This window comes from Campylobacter sp. MIT 97-5078 (assembly GCF_006864455.1).
Classification (GTDB): Bacteria; Campylobacterota; Campylobacteria; order Campylobacterales; family Campylobacteraceae; genus Campylobacter_D.
This window is the reverse complement of record NZ_QHLK01000002.1, coordinates 19,319-40,422: the sequence shown is the minus strand read 5'-3', so window position 1 is coordinate 40,422 and position 21,104 is coordinate 19,319. Positions and strand designations below refer to the sequence as shown.

Below are 21,104 nucleotides of genomic sequence, written 5' to 3'. Positions count from 1 at the left end.
AACCTTTCATGATTGTTTTTTTAAGCAATCCTTTAAAAGCACAACTCAAAGTCATATTCTACTTAAAATATGGTTAATAAAACAAAGTATTTACACCTCACTCAAAAATTCAAAACCTATTTACTAAAGCAAAATTCAAGTCCGCTGAAAAAAGGCTTTGTTTTTATCATTGCAAACAAAAAAAAAGGGGGGGGGGCTATTTTTAATCCAAAAATGAAAAATACTTTGTTTATTTAAATTTACACTTTTTTACTAACTCTTTATTTGTTGAAGTTTTTTATACTTTGAAATTTCAAAAAGCCCTTATTTGAGTGTTTTAAGGCACAAGCAAAAAGCCTATGCCTTAAAATTTTAAACCTTTTTAATAACTATACTCTTCTCATCAGCATCAATTAAAATTTTATCATCAAGATTAAGCTCATCATTAAGTATCATATCGCTTAATTTATCCTCTATAAGATCATAAATCGCCCTTTTTAAAGGACGTGCTCCAAAGTCAGGATCAAAGCCAGCTTGGGCTATGAAAAGGGTGGCGTTTTCACTTAAGCTTGACTCTATGCCCTTGCTTGCTAAAGAGCTTTGCAGGTCTTTAAAGAGCAGTTTTACTATCTCAAAGGCTTCATCATTTCCTAGAGTGTTAAAAGTGATAATATCATCAAGGCGGTTTAGAAATTCTGGCTTGAAAAACTTCCTTAACTCAGTTTTTACCGCACTTTCAAGCTCGCTTCCTTTTAGGCTCATGATGGCGTTTGAGGCTATATTTGAAGTTAAAATGATAATGGTATTTTTAAAATCCACACTCACGCCCTTGCTATCAGTTGCCCTGCCATCATCAAGTATGCCCAAAAGCACATTAAAAACATCTTGATGAGCCTTTTCTATTTCATCAAACAAAAGCACGCTATAAGGCTTTCTACGCACCGCTTCAGTAAGCTCTCCACCTTCTTCATGCCCCACATACCCCGGAGGTGCACCAAGCAGTCTTGAAACGCTGTGTTTTTCCATAAATTCACTCATATCAAAACGTATCATTGCCTTTTCATCATCAAATAAAAACTTAGCCAAAGCCTTAGCTGATTGAGTTTTGCCAACTCCTGTTGGACCTAAAAACAAAAAGCTTCCAATTGGCTTGTTGCTATCATTTAGTCCTGCCTTATTGCGTTTTATGGCTCTTGCTAGAGCTTTCATTGCTTTATCTTGCCCTATGACGCTTTGTTTTAAATGCTCTTCAACTTGTAAGAATTTTTGCTTTTCAGAAGTAAGCATTTTTTGCACGCCTATGCCTGTCCATTTGCTCAAAATCCCAGCTACTAAGTCCTCATCAACTTGATTTTTAAGCAAAACACCGGTCTCACTCATTTGACGCCATTTTTCATCATAGTCTTTTACCTCTTTTTCAAGGGCTGGAATTTTGCCATATTCTAGTTCAGCTGCCTTTTGAAACTCACCCTTTGCCTTAGCTAAACTTGCTTCATTTTTAAGACTATCAATTTCCTTTTTCTTTTCACTAATAGCATTAAACACAGCCTTTTCATTTTCAAAACGCGAATTAAGCTCTTTTTGCTTTTCTTTAAGATTGGCTAGTTCTTTTTCTATTTCAGCAAGCCTTTTTTCATTTTTATCCTGTCCTTCCATTTTCAAGGCTTCATTTTCCACCTCTAAAGTTTCAAGCTCCTTTCTTACTTTTCTTAAAGAGCTTGGCTCGCTTTCTATTTGCATTTTAAGTTCAGCTGCAGCCTCATCGATCAAGTCAATCGCCTTATCTGGCAAAAAGCGATCGGCTATATATCTTTTTGAAAGCTTTGCAGCAGCTACAAGAGCTGAATCGCTAATGCGAACATTATGATGAATTTCAAGCTTTTCTTTTATACCTCTAAGCATGGCTAAAGCTTCATTGACGCTTGGTTCATTAACACTTACTGGCTGAAAACGTCTTTGCAAGGCTGCGTCTTTTTCAAAATACTTGCGGTATTCTTTTAAAGTCGTTGCACCTATGGTGTGAAGCTCGCCTCTTGCAAGAGCTGGTTTTAAGATATTTGCAGCGTCCATACTTCCCTCACTCGCCCCAGCTCCTACTATGGTGTGAATTTCATCGATAAATAAAATAATATTTTCATTTTTAATCACCTCATTTACCACAGCCTTAAGCCTATCTTCAAACTCGCCTCTATACTTTGCTCCAGCTATCAAAGCACTCATATCAAGGGCGATGAGTTTTTTATTTTGAAGGCTAGTTGGCACATCTTTTGAGATTATCCTTTGAGCTAAAGCCTCTACTATGGCTGTTTTGCCAACTCCTGGTTCTCCTAGCAAGATAGGATTGTTTTTGGTTTTGCGTATGAGAATTTGCATCACCCTTTCTATCTCTTCTTCACGACTAATGACTGGATCGAGCTTGCCCTCGCTTGCTTTTAAGGTAAGATCAATGCCAAATTTATTTAAAGCATCAAGGGTTTCATCGCTTGTTTTATTTTCTATCTTTTTCCCTGCTCTTAAGCTTTCAAGCTCTTTTTTAAACTCGTTCAAAGTAAGAAATTTGCTTAAAATTTCCTTAATAGGATTTGCCTCACTTGCGCTAAAAAGCCAAGTATCAACGGCTAAATAGCTATCTCCCCAAATACTCATTAAACCCTTAGCCTGCTCTAAAGAGTTGATAAACTCACTTGAAAAACGCAAGTTCTCACGGCTTACATTAGAAGAAGTAGCTAAACTTGCTATTTTACTTTTAATCTCAAGCTGCACTGCTTCTTTTGAGATATTCATTTTATTAAAAACTTGATTTAAAAGACTTGTGCTATCTACACTTAAAGCCCAAAAAAGATGCAAAGGCACAATTTCAGTATTTTTAGCATGAATAGCTAAAGAAGCTGCACTTTCAACATTTGCCAACATAGAATCAGTTAAAAAATCTTGTAAATTTGCCATTTTTTACTCCTTGATATAATGAATTTCAAGCCAGATAAAAGACTTTTCAAATCTAGCCAAAAATTCAAACTTTATATAAAGTGTATTATATAACTTTAGTCTATTTTTGTCAAGTTTTCTAAGTAAAAATTTTAAATTTTATGAAAAATTTGATTTTCTATAAAATTTGCCTTTTAAAAATTTATTTTTTGGTATAATATTTACTGCATACAAAACTAAAAAATAAGGCTAAAAAATATGAATAATTTTTGCTTACTAAATAAAACTTATCGCTGGGGGGGGGGGCTTTACTTTTCAAACAAAGCTAAAATAATACTTTCTTATTATATTTTTACACTTACTCTAAATATCATTTTTATATCCTTAACTTTTCTTATCTTTGCTTTTCTTTCAAGGTAAAATCATGAAAAAACTTGTCATTGATCTTGATGGAACTTTAACTATTGATGATCCAAATGTTGATTATATCAATAAGAAGCCTAATTTAAAACTCATATCCATCCTTCATAACTATAAAAAAATGGGCTTTTCCATAAGTATTTTTACAAGTAGAAATATGAGAACTTATGAAAATGATATACAAAAAATTACAGCCTATACTTTGCCCATCATCACATCTTGGCTTGATAAACACAATGTGCCTTATGATGAGATCGTTGTAGGTAAGGTTTGGTGTGGGTTTGAAGGTTTTTATGTTGATGATAAGGCTATTCGTCCCAGCGAATTTACAAATCTTAGTTTTGGTGAAATCAAAGCTCTCCTAGCCAAAGAAAATCCCTATAAAAACGAAAAACAATGATACTTATCACCTCAGCTCAATACTCACCGAATGAATTTCAAGCTGAATTTGGACGCTTACCGCCAAGCTTTTTGGCTTTTGGAGGAAAGAGGCTTTATGAATATCAAATAAAGCTTTTTAAAGAAAAATATCCTCATGAAAAACTGATTTTGTCTTTGCCAAAAAGCTTTTCTTTAAGCGATTTTGAAAGGCAAAGGCTTCAAAAACTTGAAGCTGAACTTATCTTCGTTGATGAAAATTTAAGTTTAGGGCAGAGTATAGCGTATTGTTTGAGTTTAAATTTGCCTCTTCATGAGCCTTTGCATATACTTCATGGCGATACTTATCTTGAAAAACTTGAAACAAAAATAAATTGTTTGGGAATTTCAAAAAGCTTAAATAGCTATGAATGGGCAAGCTTACTTGAAAACGATCGCTGTGCTTATAAACTTACAGATAAAAACACAGCTAAACTTAAAGAGTATATTCTTAATGGATATTTTCATATCAAAGAACCTCATCATTTCATCAAAAATTTAGCACTCACTCAATATCATTTTCTTAACGCTTTAAAATTATATTCTCAAGAATTTGCCTTTGAGCTTGCATTTAATGATACTTGGCTTGATTTTGGACTTGTAAGTTCGTATTTTCAATCCAAAACAAAACTCACTACACAAAGAGTCTTTAATGAGCTACAAATTAAAAATAATTTCGTGCAAAAAAGCTCAGAGCTTAAAAATAAAATACAAGCTGAAATCGCTTGGTTTGAGCATGTTCCAGAAGAACTCTCATTTAATATCCCAAAAATTTTTGCAAGTAAAGATAAACTAAGCTATAAAAGCGAATATCTTTATTTTAACACACTTTCAGAGCTTTTTGTTTTTGGTAAACTCCACAGCTACACTTGGGAACAAATTTTTCGATCCTTAAAGAACTTTTTGCATAGGCTTCATAGCTTTAAAAGCAAGGAAAAAAATATCAACTTTGATTATAAAGAAAAAACCTTACAACGTCTAAAAAGCTTTACAAAAATACGTAGTTTTTCTTTAAAACAAAAATTTATCATCAACGATCAAATTTGTCCAAGCCTTGAAGATATAGTGCTTAATCTTGAAAATTATATTAAAGAGACAAAGAATTTTCATTTTATACATGGGGATTTTTGTTTTAGCAATATTATGTTTGATTTTAGAAGTCTTGAGATTAAAACCTTTGACCCAAGAGGACTTGATTTTAATGCCAAAATAACACCATTTGGTGATAAAAGATATGATTTTGCTAAACTTATACATTCTTGTTTGGGACTTTATGATTTTATCGTTTTTGGCTTTTTTGAGTGTGAGCTTAAAGACAATACATTTAAATTTCACATAGAAGTAAATGATGATATAAAAGCTATTCAAAGAGCATTTTTAAAGGTATTTGATTTTGAGGATTTAAAAGAACTTTTAGCGATTAATATTCATTTATTTTTATCCATGCTTCCACTTCATAGTGAAAATTTAAACAAGCAAAATGCCCTACTTGCAAATGCTTTATCTTTATATATCAAGCTTAAAAATGAGGATTTTTTATGAAAATCATCTTTACTATGGCAGGACTTAGCTCAAGATTTGCAAAAGCTGGTTATACAGAAGCAAAATACAAGCTCAAACTTCACGAGCAAAGTGTATTTTATTATGCAGTTTTAGGCTTTAAAAAATATTTTAAAGATACAGAGTTTATCTTTATCTACCGCGACATTCAAGATACAAGCAAGTTTTTATTTCAGGAATGTAAAAAACTTGGTATCAAACAATGTAACTTCGTAAAGCTTCCTCACGAAACACTAGGACAAGCTCACACTGCCTATCTTGGACTTAAAAAGTTAAATTTAAACGATGATGAGAGCATACTGATCTTCAATATTGACACCTTTCACCCAAATTTTAGCCTGCCACATCTTGATTTAACTCAAATCGATGGATATTTAGAAGTATTTAAAGCAGGAGGGGAGAACTGGTCTTTTATCTTGCCTCAAGCAAATAGCGATAAGGTATTAAAAACAACTGAAAAAGAACGAATTTCAGAGTTTTGTAGTAGTGGGCTTTATTATTTTAAAAGCGTTAAAGACTATAAAACAGCCTTTGAAAGCCTCAAAAAGCAAAATTTAACAAGCAAAAACGAATACTATATAGCTCCTATGTATAACGAACTCATCAAAGCAAACAAAGACATAAGATATGTTGAAATAGCCTTTGAAGAACTTATATTTTGTGGCATTCCGCAAGAGTATGAAACACTTTTAAAAAATCCAAGCTTTATAAAAAAATTCACAACAAAAAAGTAAATCATTATTTTGATATAATAAAGACTTGTTTTTTAAAAGGCTAAAAATGAATCTAAAAACAAAATATCACGATATAGCGACGAGGGGGGGGGGGGAGCTTTATTAGCTCTTAAGCCTTTTTCTTCTGCTTTTCTTGCTATTTTAAGCTTTGAAAAGGCTTAAAATGATCTTGCTTTCTCATCGTGGTTTATGGCACAATAAAGACGAAAAAAATAGCTTTTCTAGCTTTGAAAAAAGCTTTAAACTAGGCTTTGGTACTGAAACTGATATAAGGGATTTTAAAGGCGAGCTTGTAATCTCTCATGATATAGCTCATGCTGGATGCTTAAAGCTTGAAGACTTTTTAAAACTTTACACAAGTATAAATCCTCATTTATTTTTAGCACTTAATATCAAAGCTGATGGACTTCAAAGTTCTTTAAAAACTCTTTTGGAACATTACAATATCAAAAATTATTTTGTCTTTGATATGAGCGTGCCTGATGCTTTAATGTATTTAAAAGCTGGTATAAAAAGCTTTACAAGACAAAGTGAATACGAAAAAGAGCCTAGTTTTTATGAGTTAGCTTGTGGAATTTGGCTTGATGAGTTTCATTCACACTGGATAAATAAAAACATTATCCAAGAGCATTTAGCAAAGAATAAATTTGTATGTATAGTTTCACCTGATTTACACCAAAGAGAGTATTTGCAAAGCTGGCAAGAATACAAACTCATAGCCAAAGAATTAAAAAGCGATAAATTAATGCTTTGCACCGACCATATCTTAGAGGCAAGGGAGTTTTTTGATGAAAATTAAGGCTATTATCTTTGATATGGATGGGGTTTTAATAGAAGCTAAAGACTGGCATTTTGAAGCTCTAAATAAAGCTTTAAAGCTTTTTGGACTTGAAATTAGCAGATATGATCATTTAAGTGTATTTGATGGTTTGCCTACGCGTAAGAAATTAGAACTACTCTCACTAGAAGGCTCACTTCCTCAAGGCTTACATAAATTTATCAACGAAATGAAACAAGAATATACCATGCAAATCGTTTATAGCTCATGTAAACCAAGATTTTATCACGAATTTGCACTCTCAAGGCTTAAAAATGAAGGCTATAAAATGGCCGTGTGTTCAAATTCTATAAGAAATACCATAGAAATGATGATGCAAAAAGCGGCTTTAAGCGAGTATTTTGGTTTTTATATCTCAAATGAAGATGTAAAAAATGGCAAGCCTGATCCTGAAATGTATAAAAAAGCTATCAAACGCTTGAATTTAAAGCCTCATGAATGTCTCATCGTTGAAGACAATGAAAACGGCATTAAGGCAGCACGAGCAAGTGGGGCAAATGTGATGATAGTAGAGCAAGTAAGCGAGGTCAATTACGCAAATATCAAAAAGCATATCAAGCATTATGAGGAACAAAGATGATCAATATAGTCGTGCCTATTGCTGGAAAAAGTGAATTTTTTGATGAGAGCGGGGCATCTTTTCCAAAGCCTTTTGCTGAAATTTGTGGCAAAACTATGATAGAGCATTTTATTGAGAATTTCAAAGGTATTGAAAATAAACGTTTTATTTTTATACTTAAAGAAGAATATATCAAACGTTTTCATCTTGATGAGGCTATACGCGTTTTGCTTGAATGCAAATGCGAATTTATCAGTGTGAAAAAAGAAACTCAAGGCATGGCATGCAGTGTGATGCTTGCAACTGAGTTTATAGATAATGATGAACCTTTAATCATTTCAAATGCTGATCAAATCATAGAAAAAAATCTTTCACTTTTGCTTGATTATTTTAAGGACTTTGATGCTGGAGTGGTCGTTTTTGAATCTATTCACCCTCGTTTTGCTTATGTAAAACTTAACGCACAAGATCAAGTTTTAGAAGCCTTTGAAAAACAACCAAGAAGCAAAAATGCTGTGGCTGGGTTTTATTATTTTGCTAAGGGAAGTTATTTTATGAGAGCAAGTGAAAAGATGATTAAAAAAGATGTCAATTTTGAAGGCAGATATTTTATCGCTCCTTGTCTAAACGAACTTATACTAAATAACGCAAAAATCAAAGCCTTAAAACTTGAAAAAAACGAATTTCACACCTTTTACAGCCCAACTAAAATTACAGAATATGAAAGGATAAAAAATGCTTGAACTTACAAAAAGCTATATAAAAGCCTTTAATGAAAAAAATTTAAATACTATTGCGAGCTTAGTTGATGAACAATTTATCTTAGAAGATCCAGCCGTTAAGCACCTAGAAGGTAAAAATGCTTGCCTAAAAGCTATAAATTCACTTTACTTGGCACAATGATAAGACAAAAGAGCTAAGATCGTATTTGTATGGAATGAAATGATGATTGAAAAAACTGATGAATAATTTTGATTTCATCTTTTATAAAAAAAGGACAAAAATGCAAAAATTTAAGCTTGAAGATATGATTAGAGGTTGGTTTGTTGGGAATTTTTCTCCTTGTGCTTTTAAAAGTGAAAGTGTGGAAGTTGGTATAAAAAGCTATAAAAAAGGTAAATGCGAACAAAGGCATTTTCACAAAGTTGCTACAGAACTTACCGCCATCATCTCAGGCAAAGTTAAAATGAATGGCACTGTCTATGAAAAAGGCGATATAGTGCTTATAAAACCAAATGAAAGCACAGACTTTGAAGCACTTGAAGACAGCATAAATGTTGTTGTTAAGCTCCCTGCTGCAAAAGATGATAAATACTTAGGACAAAGCAATGATTAATATACTCATACCTATGGCTGGGCTTGGAAGCCGTTTTGCTAAATCTGGTTTTACAAAGCCAAAGCCCTTTATCGATGTTTTAGGCAAGCCCATGATAGTGCGTGTGCTTGAAAATCTTGCTTATAAACAAGCTAAATTTATACTTATAGCACGAAATGAACATTTAGAAAAAGAAAAAGAACTTGTTCAAAGTATAAAAAAGGATTTTAATGCTGAGTTTATCGGCATAAACGCACTTACTGAAGGCACAGTTTGCACCATACTTTATGCAAGAAAGCTTATTAATAACGATACGCCTTTACTTGTGGCTAATTCAGATCAAATCGCAGATCTTGATATAGCTGATTTTATAGATGATTGTTTTAAAAGAAAACTTGATGGCTCGATACTAACTTTCATCGATGAAGAAAAAAATCCAAAATGGTCTTTTGCAAAATTAAAGGACGATCTTGTCATTGAAGTTAAAGAAAAAGAAGCCATTTCTAGCTTTGCTACGGTTGGAATTTATCTTTTTAGCAATGGTAAATTTTTTGTCGATGCTGCAATTGACATGATAGCAAGAAATGATAGGGTAAATAAAGAATTTTACACCTGCCCAACTTATAATTATATGATTAAAGATAATCTTAAAATAGGCATTTATAACATAAAAGCTACGCAAATGCATGGTATAGGCACACCTGAGGACTTGCAAGCTTTTGTAGCAAAATATAAAAAATAAGCTATAATATCAAAGATTTTTTAAAAAATAAAAAGGACTTCATATGCTTGAAAATCACCTTACTAGCAAGAGGAGGGGGGGGGGGCTTTATAAAAAGCTTGCTATTCATCTTACTGGACATTTAAGAACTTTTGAACAAACCCATAAAAGCTTTTTTAAACACTTAGTTAAACCAAATCAAGATGATGGTTTTGAAATTGATATTTTTATACATACTTGGGATAAACTCTGTGCTGATCCTAAAGGAGCATGGCATTCACCAAATGGAAGCGAGTCTTATAGCGAACTTATCAACAAATCTACAGATACGCAACAATTTTTAAAAATTTACAAACCCAAAGCTCACCTTGTAGAACATCTAGAAAATGGGGTTTATGGAGCCTCTATAAGCCGATCAAAAGTGCATGAGCTTAGAGCTAAATATGAAGCTAAGGAAAATTTCAAATATGATTTTTATCTTACGACAAGACCTGATTTATTCTTTTTAAGTGATTTAAAAATAAAATTTTATCTTGATCTTTATCAAAATAATGAAGAGCTAAAACATGTAAAGTTACCTGATAAATTTATGTTTTGTGCGACAAGTCCTTTTCGACTTGGTATTATGGATGCTAGATATTGTAATGAGGCTGATTTATTGTTTTGGAGCAATTGTGGTGAAATTATCCATCCCTTTAGAAATGCTATAGGAATAAATATTTTTATGGATTATTTGCATGGAAGGCACTTCGAAATTTTTCGAGAAAGAGATAAATTACACGAACAAAGCTTCAAACCTGAACTTTGTCAAGAAGTAGGCAAGGTTTTCTTAAAACGATACAATAGACGCTATAAAGGTGGGCTTTTTACTTTCTTTTTTAAAGACTTGTCTAAAATATTAAAAACAAATTTGAACAAATAAATAGACAAAATAAGTGGGAAGGGCACTTCTCACTTATTTTTACCGATGAGAGTAAAAAACTATAATTTAAGCTTGAGTTTAAGACTTCACTACCGAAATAAAAAGCATTCAAATAAAGCCAAAGCGTAAAAATCTATACCTCCAACCCCCCCCCCCCATTTTTTTTTAATCCTCACTTCACAAAACTATCAATCGCTTTTTCAAGCTCTTCGACTCGCCTCATATCACCTTCTTCTATGGCGTGGATTATGCAGTGACTTAGGTGTTCTTTTAAGATAGCTTTGCCGGTATTGTTAATCTCGCCTCTTACTGCGGCAAGTTGTATAAGCACTTCAGAGCAATCCTTGCCATTTTCTATCATCTTTTTAATGCTCTCTAAATGTCCTATACTCTTGCTTAAGCGATTGATCATCGCCCTATCATGCCCTTTAGAATGAGTGTGCATTATGTTTATCCTTAAAAAATTTAAAAGTTTTTAAAGTATTTTAGCCTAAAATCGCATTCTTTTTAAAGATATTTACGATTTTTTAAAAAAAATTGACTAAAATAAAGCTTCTAAATTTTAAGAAAAATGGGAGTTTATTTTGAAAATTAAAGCAATTTTGATGAATATATTAGGTTTTACAAGTACTTTGTTGATTTGTTTTTTTCTTATAAGTCAAGCTAATGCAAAGCCAAACGAGTCTTATAACAAAGATCAAGTGCAAAAACGCCTTGATGCTTTGGAAAAATACACAAAAACCCTTGCCATAGTTGAGCAATACTATGTTGATGATGAAAATGTCAGCGATTTGATCGATAAGTCTCTTTCTGGTTTGCTTTCTAATCTTGATGCACACTCTTCTTTTCTCAACGAAAAGGAATTTCAAGACTTAAAAATTCAAACAAGTGGTGAATTTGGCGGACTTGGTATAAGCGTGGGTATGAAAGATGGAGCTTTAAGCGTTATCGCACCGATTGAAGGCACACCAGCTGATAGAGCTGGTATAAAGGCTGGCGATGTGATTTTAAGGATAGATGGCGAAGCAACTTTGGGAATGAGCCTTAATGACGCCGTTGATAAGATGCGAGGTAAGCCAAAAAGCACAATTAATATTACTATTTACCGAAAAGGTAGCGAAAAGCCTTTTGACATAAAGCTTACAAGAGAGATTATTAAAATAGAAAGCGTGTATTCAAAGCTTATTGAAAACGAGGACATACTCTATCTTAGAGTAACAAGTTTTGATAAAAAAGTCAGCGAAGAAGCCAAAAAGCAAATCCAAAAAAATCCAAAAATCAAAGGCATAGTTCTTGATCTTAGAAATAACCCGGGCGGGCTTTTAGATCAAGCTGTTGGACTTACAAATTTATTTGTTGATAAAGGCGTGATCGTCTCACAAAAAGGCAAAAATGAAGCTGACAATAAAGAATACCCAGCCGATCCAAGACAAAAGGTTACTGATGTGCCTTTGGTTGTGCTTGTCAATGAAGGTAGTGCAAGCGCAAGCGAGATTGTAAGCGGAGCCTTGCAAGACTTAAAGCGAGCCATTATCATCGGCACAAACACCTTTGGCAAAGGTAGCGTGCAAAGCATTATCCCGCTAAGCAACACTCAAGCCTTAAGGCTAACGGTGGCAAGGTATTATCTTTCAAGTGGGCGTACTATACAAGCAGTTGGTGTTAAGCCAGATATCGAGGTTCTAGCTGGTAAAGTCAATGTCATCGATAATAATTTTAGCATTAAAGAAAATGATTTAAAGCTTCATCTTGAAAGTGAACTTGAAAAAATTCAGCCAAATGAGAAAAAAACAAACTCAAAAACTGATAAAAATATCATCACTCAAGCTCAAATTTATGATGATGCACAACTTAAATCAGCCATTGATGCGATAAAAGTCTTAAACATTAAAGGATAAAGCCATGCAAAAAAGAACCTTGCTTTATGAAGGAAAAGGTAAAAAGCTTTACACAACAGATGATGAAAATGCTTTGATTAGCGAATTTAAAGACGATCTTACCGCTTTTAATGCTGAAAAAAAAGGTTCTGAGCAAGGAAAAGGAGCGTTAAATTGTCAAATTTCAACACAAATTTTTAAGCTCTTAGAAAGCAAAGGCATAAAAACTCATCTTATCAAGACCCTAAATGAAAGCGAACAACTCGTGCAAAAATGCCAAATCATACCCATAGAAGTCATAGTGCGTAATGTCGCTACTGGCTCACTTACTAAAAGACTTGGCATAAAAGATGGCACAAAATTAGCTTTTGCTTTGGTTGAGTTTTGCTTAAAAGATGATGCACTAGGCGATCCTTTTATCAATGATGAGCATTGTAAGCTTTTAAATTTAATACGTGATGACAAAGATATAGAAAAGATCAAAGACCTAGCAAGAAAGATCAATACCATTTTACTTGAGTTTTTTGATAGCAAAAACTTGCGTTTAATTGACTTTAAAATCGAGCTTGGTTATAATCCTCAAGGCGAACTTGTTTTAGCTGATGAGATCAGCCCTGATAGCTGTCGTTTTTGGGATAAAGCGACAAATGAAAAGCTTGATAAGGATCGTTTCCGTCAGGATTTAGGCAAGGTCAAAATGGCATACGAAGAAGTTTTAAAACGAATTTTAAGCTAGGAATTATCATGCAAATCATCATTAATATATCTTTAAAAAATGGAGTTTTAGATCCGCAAGGTAAGGCTGTTGAAAAAGCTTTGCACGCCTTAGGCTTTAATGGGGTTAGTGGGGTAAAAATCGCTAAGCAAATTAAACTTGAACTTAATCAAACAAATAAAGAAAAAGCTCTAGAAGAAGTAAAAAAAATGTGTGAAGAGCTTTTGGTAAATTGTGTTATCGAAGATTATGAGATCGTGTTATGAGAGTAGCTATACTTCAGTTTCCGGGCACCAACTGCGAGCATGATACAGCCTATGCTTTTGAAAAAATTGGCACAAAAACACAAATCATTTGGCATGAAAAAACTGACTTTGAAGCTGATCTAATCGTGCTTGCTGGAGGATTTTCTTATGGGGATTATCTAAGGTCTGGGGCTATTGCGAAGTTTTCACCAGCCATTAAAACTTTGCAAGAGCATATTCAAAAAGGCGGCTTTGTTTTAGGAATTTGCAATGGTTTTCAAATTTTACTTGAACTTGGCATTTTAAAAGGAGCGATGAAGCATAATGAAAGCTTGAGCTTTGTTTCAAAAATGCAAAAACTTAAAATCATCTCAAATGACAATGCTTTTTTAAAAAACTTCCAAAAAGATGAGATCATCAGCCTGCCTATCGCACATGGAGAGGGGAATTTTTACGCTGATGATGATACCTTGCGATACCTTTATGACAAAGATATGGTGCTTTTAAAATATCTTGATAATCCAAATGGTTCAAGAGATGATATAGCTGGAATTTGTGATGAGAAAAAACGTATATTTGCCCTTATGCCCCACCCTGAAAGAGCTTGTGAAAGCTTGCTTGGAAGTGAAGTTGGGCTGAAAATGTTTAAAGGCTTTATGTGATGAAAAAAATCCTTTTACTCTGCCTTGCTATTTTTGTAAGTTTTGCAGTCAATCTTGATGATAAACAAAAGCAAATTTATCAAAGCATAGCTCCAAGCGATGAAATGGACAATTATAAAGAAAATATCAAAGATACTTACATAGCAACAAGTTCTTTGGTTTTAAGTGTAAAAGATTATAAAAAACAATATTTTGTAGGTGAGGTATTTAGCCTAGAACTCAGTGCTAAAACGACTGAAAATACTGAATTTGACTTTGAGCTTTCTTTTAATAAAAATAAAGAGCTTATTTTTTTAAATCCAGAAGCAAAATGGCAAAAAAATGGCGATGAATACAACATAAAGCTTTATTTTGAAGCTCAAAACTCAAATGCAAAACTTGAAAGCATAGAAGTTGCGTTGAGCAGAAATAAAGAAGTTTTTCAACGCTCAAGCTTACTTTTAGAACCTTTAAATTTCAAACGCGTGAATGCTGATAAAAATTATTCACAAATTGTAGCAAACGAACTTTCAGTAAAACGCACGCGAACAAGCTATTTTGATGATAAAAATCTAATGATGATTATCGAGCTTTGGGGCGAAAATACAAACTTAAACGATTTTCATCTTAAAGATGAAACACTGATCAAACAAAGGATAGATAATGTCAGGGGCGATTTTAACAGCTCGATTGCCTTTTACTCAGCCATTTTTGCGCCAAATAAAAAAAGTCTTGATTTTTCATACTTTAACCTCAACACTCAAAAGCTTGAGACACTAAGTATAGCTGTTGAGCTAAGTGCTGATGAAAGCGTAAGCACGCAAAGCGATTTAAATCCCAAAAATAATGATCTTGTTTTTTATAAACAACTTGGACTTTGGATCGTAGCTGGCTTATGTCTTGTGTTTTTTGTCTTTAAACGCTCATACATAGCTTTAGCTATTGCTATTTTAGTGCTTACATTGAGCTTTTTTATCGATACAGATACGCAAACAGGCGTGGTAAAATCTGGTGCCAATGCTAAAATTTTACCAACTGCAAATTCAACCTATTTTCGAACAAGCAAGCAAGATGAAAAAGTCGAAGTGCTTGCAAAAAGACAAAATTATATCAAAGTACTTTTTGAAGATGGGACTATAGGCTGGATAGATGAAAAAGATTTACAAGAGAATTAAAGCTTTTTTGTATTTGTTTTTTTTCATAATAAGCGTTTTAGTGGTATTTATCTGCTTTTATACCACTTCTTCGCAAGATAAAATTTGGCGTATTCGTAAGAATTGGGCAAAGCTTCAAGCTAAGATTTTTAACTTTGATTATGAGTTGGAAGGCGAATTTGATCCAAATGTTCAAATGATACTTATGAATCATCAATCAATGCTTGATATTATCGCTCTTGAAGCTTTATATCCAAGAAATTTGTGTTGGATCGCCAAAAAAGAACTTGGTGAGCTTCCTATCTTTAAAATTGCAATGAAAAAACCAAAACTTCTTTGCATAGATAGAAAAAATCCAAGAGATTTAGTGCGTATCTTAAAAGAAGCAAAAGAAAGACTGAACGAAAATCGTGTTTTGGCTATTTTCCCAGAAGGCACTCGCTCAAAGACGCCAAAAATGCTTAAATTTCAAAGTGGAGCAAAAGCGCTAACTGAAAAACTAAACTTAAAAGTTCAGCCCATACTCATCGTTGATTCAGCCTTAATCCTTGATAGCAAAGCTTTTACCTTAGGCAGTGGCACACTCAAGCTCGTCGCCCTACCTTGCGTAGATACGAGCGAGGCAAAATGGCTTGAAAACACCAGAAAAAAAATGCAAGAACTTTTAGATATACAAAGATCAAAAATAAAAACTGAAGATTAAATCAAAAAATCTAATTTGATAAAACACACCAAAATTAGACCTAGTTAGCAAAAAATTGACTTAGATTTAAAATCAAGCAAGGTAAAATACAAAAAACCCAAAGCCAAATTTAAAAGCCAACTTCCCTAGTTAGGATATTTTTAAAACCGAGCTTCTATAAAATCAAGTCTTAAATCCAATCAAGAGCGATATTTTTTGCTCCACTTTGAGCTATAAGAGTCTTAAGCTTTTGCATCTTTTGCACTCCATCTTCAAAGCCCCTTTCATGTGTTTCACAAGCTATAAAATCAATCTTTTCATGCAATTTGTGCTTTAAAAGTTTATCCATAATATCAAACTCAGCTCCCTCAACATCAAGCTTTAAAAAATAAATTCGCTCATACTTGCTTAAAAGCTCTTGCTTTATAAATTCTATCAAGTCGATCACTTCCACCTTATATCCACTAGTTCCACCCCAAGCTAAGTCCTTGACTATAGTGCTACCATCGCTAACAAGGCTATCATTATCCCTAAATTCGGTTATATAATTTCCATTTGAAACAGCTTTTTGATAAAGTTGCATATCTTTAACACCTTGATATTTATGCTTTAAGAAAGCGTGCAAATAAATATTTGGCTCAAAAGCATACACTAAAGCTGATGTATGAAGGAAAATATCACTAATTGCACCTTTATGAGCCCCACAATCAATACAAACCATTTTTTTACCCGTACTTTGAGTTAGATAAGGAATTTTATAAAAAATATCATAATAATGACGAGGAACACAAGCACTTTCAAGCATAAAATCAAGCATATAAAAGCCTTTTGGATCAGCAAAAGCTCTTAAGCTTTGTTTAAAATCTTTGAAGAAAAGAACTTTTTTTCTATACTTATTTTTAATTTTAAAATAATAAAAGAACAAAAACTCCAAATAACCATAGTAAAAAACTTTTTTATACTTCCTTAAGAACACTTCCCCAAGTTCTATGGCAAGCTCATCTTTTAAATTTGAACTATAAAGAGGATTTTGATTGCTAAAATTTTTATATGAGTTTAAGATTTTTGAAATTTGGATAAAAGAAAAAGGATTTTTAAGCAAAATAAGCCCAAGTTCATAAGCTAAATTTTTCTTACTAATGCCCCCCCCCCAGTGTGCTTAAATCCATAAAAACTCCTAATTTATAAATGATTTAAAAAGCTAGATTAAAACATAAATTTTCTTACACAAAGCTTAAATCTTCTAAAAAGCTCTAACTTAAACGATCATATCGACCTTTTAGGGAGATTAAGAGTAAAAACTTTTAATTCTTTTTTAGGGGCTATGATTAAAGCATATCCTCCTTTATTGTCTTTATCCCATACACTAAAAAACTCTCTTTTAGAACTTATATATTCTCCGTGACTTGGATCAAGAACTTGCAATAATTTAAGTTTAGCTCTTACTTTTGGGCTTGTTGGTGCATTAAATGCACAAGATGTTGATGTTCTTGCTCTTGTAACAAAAGGTGCAGTGAGTGATAACTCTAAAGGTGTTAAAGTTCTTAGCCTTGATGAGATGAAAGAGGTTAAGGGTGGATGGAAAATTGGTAGTGTAAATTGGCAGGCTTATACATTTATTGAAATGCCAATTAGAAACAATATCAATGCAAATAAAAATCCAGGAAGCAAGCAAGCAATACTTTCAAATGCTTTTATGTGTTCAACTTATAGCATTGGTTGTGGATTTTAATTAATGTGGGTGTATAAACCTTTTTAATTTTCTGCCGATTTTCTATAATAAAAGGCAGAAAAGTATATTATTTTAAAGGTGTAAAAATGATAACCTTTAATAATACGCAATTTATTAATATTGATGAATTGCGTTCAAGCATAGTTTATACAGCTTTAAAGGGCAATATAAGCAGAAACACTTATCAAACTCCTATTAAGGTTAGCAATGATTCTTCAAGCTCACCTAATTTAACAAACCAAATTTCATTTACAGATAAAATTAGCGGACAAAATATTACCCTTAAAATCAGTGATGAGAATTTAAACAAACTTCAATCAAAATTCAGCTCTAATGATTTTAGCAAAGACGAAAATGGTCATCTTGTTTTAAAAGGAGAAGCGGGGGATTTTGTATCTGGCTGGTTTGGCGATATAGCTTATCAAAGAGGCTATTTAAAAGCTGATTATAATCAAGATGGTTTTTTAAATGAAAATGAAAGAAAAGAAACTCTTTCAAATTATGGAAGTGATGTAAGATATTGCATAAGAAAAAAAGATTCTAATGTGGTTAAAATAACTGCAAAAGGTGTGTATTCATACGAAAAAGGTTCTACTACTAAAAGTAATAATTCCATAGAAAATGAGCTTAATAACACTATACAAAAAGATGCAAATATGGATGGGGTATTAAAACTTAGTGAATTAGAAAGCATAGGGCAAACAATCTCTGATATTAAAAAAGTTGTAGAAAAAAAAGAAGATACAAACCCTTTAGCTAAAACACCTTCTGCTCTTGATTTACCCTCCCCTGAAGAACTTATCGAATACCTCAAAAAAGAAAAAGAAAACCAAGACAAAGCAGAACAAATACTTGAAAACAACGAACTTGAAAAAGCATTACAGCAAGATTATCTTGCTGTAAATACAGTTGATATTTCAAAGCTTAGTAAAAACCAAAAAGAAGCTCTAAAATCACAAGAGCTTAGGCAAAATGATGATATGCTAGATTTAGCTTCAAGCATAAAAGATAATATAAAAACTAATTTAAGTATTGATAAGAGAGTGTAAAACCCTAAAATCCCCTAAGCAAAAGAATGAACTCTTTTGCTTAAAGCTTTAAAACTTCCTCCACAAACTCAAACCAAACACGCTATCAGGTGCAGCAGAACTTCCTCCAAAATCAGCACTTACAGAAATGGCAGTATCTGCATTAATGCTAAATGAAAAGCTAGTAATGCTTCTTAAGCCTATTTGCTTTTTAAACAAATTGTCTATATTTAACTCATCGCTAGCAAAAACACAAGTGATTAAAACTATAAATGCTAAGAAACTTCTTTTCATCTTATTACTGCCTTTAAAATATTTTGTAACAATTTCCATAAAAACAATGAATGTTCCAAATTTTTAAAATCAAAATTTGACTTTACTTTAAAAAAATTGTTAGAATTGACGATATTTAATTAAAAGTTACTCAAAAAAGGATAACTTATGTTAAAGAAAATTCTTAGCCTTGTAGCATTAGGTTCTTTGTTTGTAAGTTCAGCTTTAGCAGATGATTTTTTAGCTAAAGTTACTCAAGGTGCCTTAAGTGATAACTCTAAAGGTGTTAAAGTTCTTAGCCTTGATGAAATGAAAGAGGTTAAGGGTGGGTATATAGCTTATTCCAAACAAATAGACAATATGGAAATAGCTGCTTATGCTGTTTTGCAAATAAACGCCTTGGATTATGGTATAGACCAAGGCAGTGAAATCACTTATGACAGAAATGGCAATTTTGTATTAAATAGAAGTGGCGTTTGTTCAGCTGGTGTAACTCATTGCTATATGTTTAATGACACTAGAACACAATATGGACAAAACATACAAAGATTAAGAGAACTTATGGCTTTAGTTGGCGATCCTGTTCTCAATTCAATAGCTTTTACTGTTAAAGCACGATATATTTACACAAGAAGTGGCAAGGAGATGATATTTTCTTATGGGGCTGGGGTAGTAAATAGGCAAGTAGGAGCTTTTTCAAGACTGCCAATAAATGTTTTAGAAACAAATTTTGTTGTTAAGGATTTAAGAGCTAATTACCAAGGTCTTTTAGAAAGTATGCTAAAAAATCAATATAGGTAAAAATTAATGAGAATTGATAATAGTTTTTTATCTAATACATATTCTAGTTTAAAACAGGAAAAAGGTTTGTATTTTGAAAACAAAGCTAAAAATGAAAGCGAAGTAGTAGGCCAAGTCTTAGGTTATGGAGTAGATAAAGAGGGCTTTTTTACAAGTGATTTTAATGAGGCTGCAGGATTGCCAAAGGATTATAGGATTCATAGCGACATTACAAAATATTTTGATAAAATTTCAAATTATCATTTAGCTCCTTTTTCAAGCTTTGATTTGGCTAGGACTTTAGAAAAAGCTTATCAGGCTTTTGAGCAAGTTTTCATTGGAATTAATGCCAAACAAAGCATAAGTGAAGAGGACTTTTTAAACTTACCTGCGGCGTTTGATTATAGCTTTGATAATGGAAAATTTAAGCTTCATAAGATATATAACTTGGACGAATACCAAAGTGATGTGCGGCAAAGAACCTCTGGAAAAAAACAGCTTCAAAGAGGCGTTTTTCAGACCTCTCTTTTTTTTGCAAACGATCCTATTTCGTCAAAAGACTTTACCAAACTTGACTTTGCAAGTGCTTTTAAGACAAATAAAGACGGCACTATCAACAAGGGTGAGCTTTTAGTGCAGTTTTTCATTGAAGCAAATTTAGGTATAGTTGGAGAAACGAGTATAGCAGGAAAAATTATGGGTGCAAGTGGGGATAAAATAGCCGAAGAGTTGCGTAGTTTTATCAAGCAAAATCCCCTTTTTGACATCGATATGGGTGATTTGATTCCTGAAACTCCTCAAACAAGAGCCTTGCTTAATTCAAATCTTAGCGTTGAACAATTTAAAGAAAAATGGCTTGAGCTTCAAGCTAAGCAAACTCAATATACTGAGGATTTTAGAAAACAAAACGAAGAAAATATAAAAAAAGAAATGGCAAATCAAATTCCACAAACAACCCAAGAGAATAGTCAAACCCAACAAGCCCAAGAAACAAAACCTTTCAAACCCATACAAGGTGAAAGTAAAAACAAAGAAACTTATAAAGATGACAATATAAGAAGTGAATTTTTAAAAAAACTCTTAGAAGATAAATTTAGCACAAGTGAAGAGTTAAAAATTCTTTTTGGTATGAAAACAAGTGATGATAATACAAGTAATGATAATTTTAGAAAGATTATTTCTCAAATGGGTTTAAATAATATAAAGGGTATAGATATAAGAGCTTAAGAATATTAAAACTTTGATTTAAAATGATATTATAATACAATCAAGTAAAAAGAGTTTTATATTTTTAAGCCTCTTTAGCTTTTAAAACTCTAGCTTTATCTAAATAAACAAGCTCTTCAGCTTTGTCTTTAAGTTTTCAAGGCTTTGTATGTCTTTGAAGTTTTTAACTTCAAAGGCTACAAATTTATTATCATCTTTTCTTTTGTATAGCACAAAATTCTTTAATACTTTTTCCCTGTGTAACAAGCCTTTCTACCTGTATCAATAACAATACTATCAAAATTTCCTTTCATTCTTTCTATAGAATTTCTTAAGCTCGCATTAAGCCTTGAAAAATCCATATCCTTTGCCTTGTCTTCA

The 21,104-nt window shown here is 32.5% G+C and carries 23 protein-coding genes and 2 pseudogenes; 20 read left to right on the top strand and 5 right to left on the bottom strand.

Features of this window, described 5'->3' with window-relative positions:
• Positions 1-351 precede the first annotated feature (351 nt).
• A complete protein-coding gene (locus DMB91_RS01450) occupies positions 352-2,925 on the bottom strand; it encodes an ATP-dependent Clp protease ATP-binding subunit (protein ID WP_143116778.1) in 2,574 nt (857 codons plus the stop codon).
• A gap of 403 nt (positions 2,926-3,328) precedes the next feature.
• On the opposite strand from DMB91_RS01450, the gene DMB91_RS01445 reads away from it, so the two are divergent.
• The 10 genes from DMB91_RS01445 to DMB91_RS01400 all read left to right on the top strand — a co-directional run bounded on the left by DMB91_RS01445 (position 3,329) and on the right by DMB91_RS01400 (position 10,390).
• A complete protein-coding gene (locus DMB91_RS01445) occupies positions 3,329-3,724 on the top strand; it encodes a capsular biosynthesis protein (protein ID WP_034906940.1) in 396 nt (131 codons plus the stop codon).
• A complete protein-coding gene (locus DMB91_RS01440; RefSeq protein WP_034906943.1) occupies positions 3,721-5,283 on the top strand; it encodes a hypothetical protein in 1,563 nt (520 codons plus the stop codon). The genes DMB91_RS01445 and DMB91_RS01440 overlap by 4 nt, the downstream gene beginning before the upstream one ends.
• Positions 5,280-6,035 (top strand): glycosyltransferase family 2 protein, encoded by a 756-nt coding sequence (locus DMB91_RS01435; RefSeq protein ID WP_034906945.1) that lies wholly within the window; start codon positions 5,280-5,282, stop codon positions 6,033-6,035. Before DMB91_RS01440 ends, DMB91_RS01435 begins: the two co-directional genes overlap by 4 nt.
• Before the next feature lie 163 nt (positions 6,036-6,198).
• The gene (locus DMB91_RS01430) at positions 6,199-6,834 is read left to right on the top strand and encodes a hypothetical protein (protein WP_034906891.1); all 636 of its coding nucleotides are present in this window, start codon (positions 6,199-6,201) and stop codon (positions 6,832-6,834) included.
• Positions 6,821-7,453: an HAD family phosphatase gene (locus tag DMB91_RS01425; protein ID WP_185900249.1), complete on the top strand. Its 633-nt coding sequence runs from the start codon at positions 6,821-6,823 to the stop codon at positions 7,451-7,453. Before DMB91_RS01430 ends, DMB91_RS01425 begins: the two co-directional genes overlap by 14 nt.
• Positions 7,450-8,175 (top strand): glycosyltransferase family 2 protein, encoded by a 726-nt coding sequence (locus DMB91_RS01420; protein ID WP_034906884.1) that lies wholly within the window; start codon positions 7,450-7,452, stop codon positions 8,173-8,175. The genes DMB91_RS01425 and DMB91_RS01420 overlap by 4 nt, the downstream gene beginning before the upstream one ends.
• Positions 8,168-8,335, top strand: a complete 168-nt coding sequence (locus tag DMB91_RS01415; protein ID WP_143116777.1) for a nuclear transport factor 2 family protein — start codon at positions 8,168-8,170, stop codon at positions 8,333-8,335. The genes DMB91_RS01420 and DMB91_RS01415 overlap by 8 nt, the downstream gene beginning before the upstream one ends.
• A gap of 100 nt (positions 8,336-8,435) precedes the next feature.
• Positions 8,436-8,768: a hypothetical protein gene (locus DMB91_RS01410; protein WP_034906881.1), complete on the top strand. Its 333-nt coding sequence runs from the start codon at positions 8,436-8,438 to the stop codon at positions 8,766-8,768.
• The gene (locus DMB91_RS01405; RefSeq protein ID WP_034906897.1) at positions 8,764-9,489 is read left to right on the top strand and encodes a glycosyltransferase family 2 protein; all 726 of its coding nucleotides are present in this window, start codon (positions 8,764-8,766) and stop codon (positions 9,487-9,489) included. Before DMB91_RS01410 ends, DMB91_RS01405 begins: the two co-directional genes overlap by 5 nt.
• A gap of 43 nt (positions 9,490-9,532) precedes the next feature.
• Positions 9,533-10,390, top strand: coding sequence for a hypothetical protein (locus DMB91_RS01400; protein WP_052043264.1), 858 nt, complete (start codon positions 9,533-9,535; stop codon positions 10,388-10,390).
• Between the two features lie 172 nt (positions 10,391-10,562).
• On the opposite strand, the gene DMB91_RS01395 is transcribed toward DMB91_RS01400, so the two are convergent.
• Positions 10,563-10,835: a metal-sensing transcriptional repressor gene (locus DMB91_RS01395; RefSeq protein WP_143116776.1), complete on the bottom strand. Its 273-nt coding sequence runs from the start codon at positions 10,833-10,835 to the stop codon at positions 10,563-10,565.
• Positions 10,836-10,995: 160 nt separating this feature from the next.
• On the opposite strand from DMB91_RS01395, the gene DMB91_RS01390 reads away from it, so the two are divergent.
• From DMB91_RS01390 to DMB91_RS01365, 6 genes are read left to right on the top strand one after another with little or no spacing between them, the layout of a single operon-like run.
• Positions 10,996-12,288 (top strand): S41 family peptidase, encoded by a 1,293-nt coding sequence (locus tag DMB91_RS01390; protein ID WP_052043256.1) that lies wholly within the window; start codon positions 10,996-10,998, stop codon positions 12,286-12,288.
• A 4-nt stretch (positions 12,289-12,292) separates the two neighbouring features.
• Positions 12,293-13,003, top strand: a complete 711-nt coding sequence (purC, locus tag DMB91_RS01385) for a phosphoribosylaminoimidazolesuccinocarboxamide synthase (protein ID WP_034906707.1) — start codon at positions 12,293-12,295, stop codon at positions 13,001-13,003.
• An 8-nt stretch (positions 13,004-13,011) separates the two neighbouring features.
• Positions 13,012-13,248: a phosphoribosylformylglycinamidine synthase subunit PurS gene (purS, locus tag DMB91_RS01380; protein WP_034906709.1), complete on the top strand. Its 237-nt coding sequence runs from the start codon at positions 13,012-13,014 to the stop codon at positions 13,246-13,248.
• Positions 13,245-13,889 carry a phosphoribosylformylglycinamidine synthase subunit PurQ gene (purQ, locus tag DMB91_RS01375; RefSeq protein ID WP_034906712.1) on the top strand — a complete coding sequence of 215 codons (645 nt, stop codon included), beginning with the start codon at positions 13,245-13,247 and terminating at the stop codon, positions 13,887-13,889. The genes purS and purQ overlap by 4 nt, the downstream gene beginning before the upstream one ends.
• A complete protein-coding gene (locus DMB91_RS01370; protein ID WP_052043257.1) occupies positions 13,889-15,043 on the top strand; it encodes a hypothetical protein in 1,155 nt (384 codons plus the stop codon). The genes purQ and DMB91_RS01370 overlap by 1 nt, the downstream gene beginning before the upstream one ends.
• Positions 15,018-15,725, top strand: a complete 708-nt coding sequence (locus tag DMB91_RS01365) for a lysophospholipid acyltransferase family protein (protein WP_034906715.1) — start codon at positions 15,018-15,020, stop codon at positions 15,723-15,725. The genes DMB91_RS01370 and DMB91_RS01365 overlap by 26 nt, the downstream gene beginning before the upstream one ends.
• A gap of 169 nt (positions 15,726-15,894) precedes the next feature.
• Here the strand turns inward: DMB91_RS01365 and DMB91_RS01360 are convergent, their stop codons facing one another.
• Positions 15,895-16,806, bottom strand: coding sequence for an FkbM family methyltransferase (locus DMB91_RS01360; RefSeq protein WP_143116775.1), 912 nt, complete (start codon positions 16,804-16,806; stop codon positions 15,895-15,897).
• Between the two features lie 164 nt (positions 16,807-16,970).
• Positions 16,971-17,135: pseudogene (locus tag DMB91_RS01355) on the bottom strand (peptidase C39); the annotation flags it as partial.
• Positions 17,136-17,217: 82 nt separating this feature from the next.
• Between DMB91_RS01355 and DMB91_RS01350 the strand changes: the two are divergent.
• Positions 17,218-17,436, top strand: coding sequence for a hypothetical protein (locus DMB91_RS01350; RefSeq protein ID WP_143116774.1), 219 nt, complete (start codon positions 17,218-17,220; stop codon positions 17,434-17,436).
• A gap of 86 nt (positions 17,437-17,522) precedes the next feature.
• Positions 17,523-18,485, top strand: a complete 963-nt coding sequence (locus DMB91_RS01345; RefSeq protein ID WP_143116773.1) for a hypothetical protein — start codon at positions 17,523-17,525, stop codon at positions 18,483-18,485.
• Positions 18,486-18,533: 48 nt separating this feature from the next.
• Here DMB91_RS01345 and DMB91_RS09265 read toward each other — a convergent pair.
• A pseudogene (locus DMB91_RS09265) lies at positions 18,534-18,641 on the bottom strand (hypothetical protein); the annotation flags it as partial.
• Between the two features lie 264 nt (positions 18,642-18,905).
• On the opposite strand from DMB91_RS09265, the gene DMB91_RS01335 reads away from it, so the two are divergent.
• On the top strand, positions 18,906-19,538 hold the full coding sequence (locus tag DMB91_RS01335) for a hypothetical protein (protein ID WP_143116771.1): 633 nt from the start codon (positions 18,906-18,908) through the stop codon (positions 19,536-19,538).
• Positions 19,539-19,544: 6 nt separating this feature from the next.
• Positions 19,545-20,744: a Cj0814 family flagellar-dependent secreted protein gene (locus DMB91_RS01330; RefSeq protein ID WP_143116770.1), complete on the top strand. Its 1,200-nt coding sequence runs from the start codon at positions 19,545-19,547 to the stop codon at positions 20,742-20,744.
• Positions 20,745-21,104 lie beyond the last annotated feature (360 nt).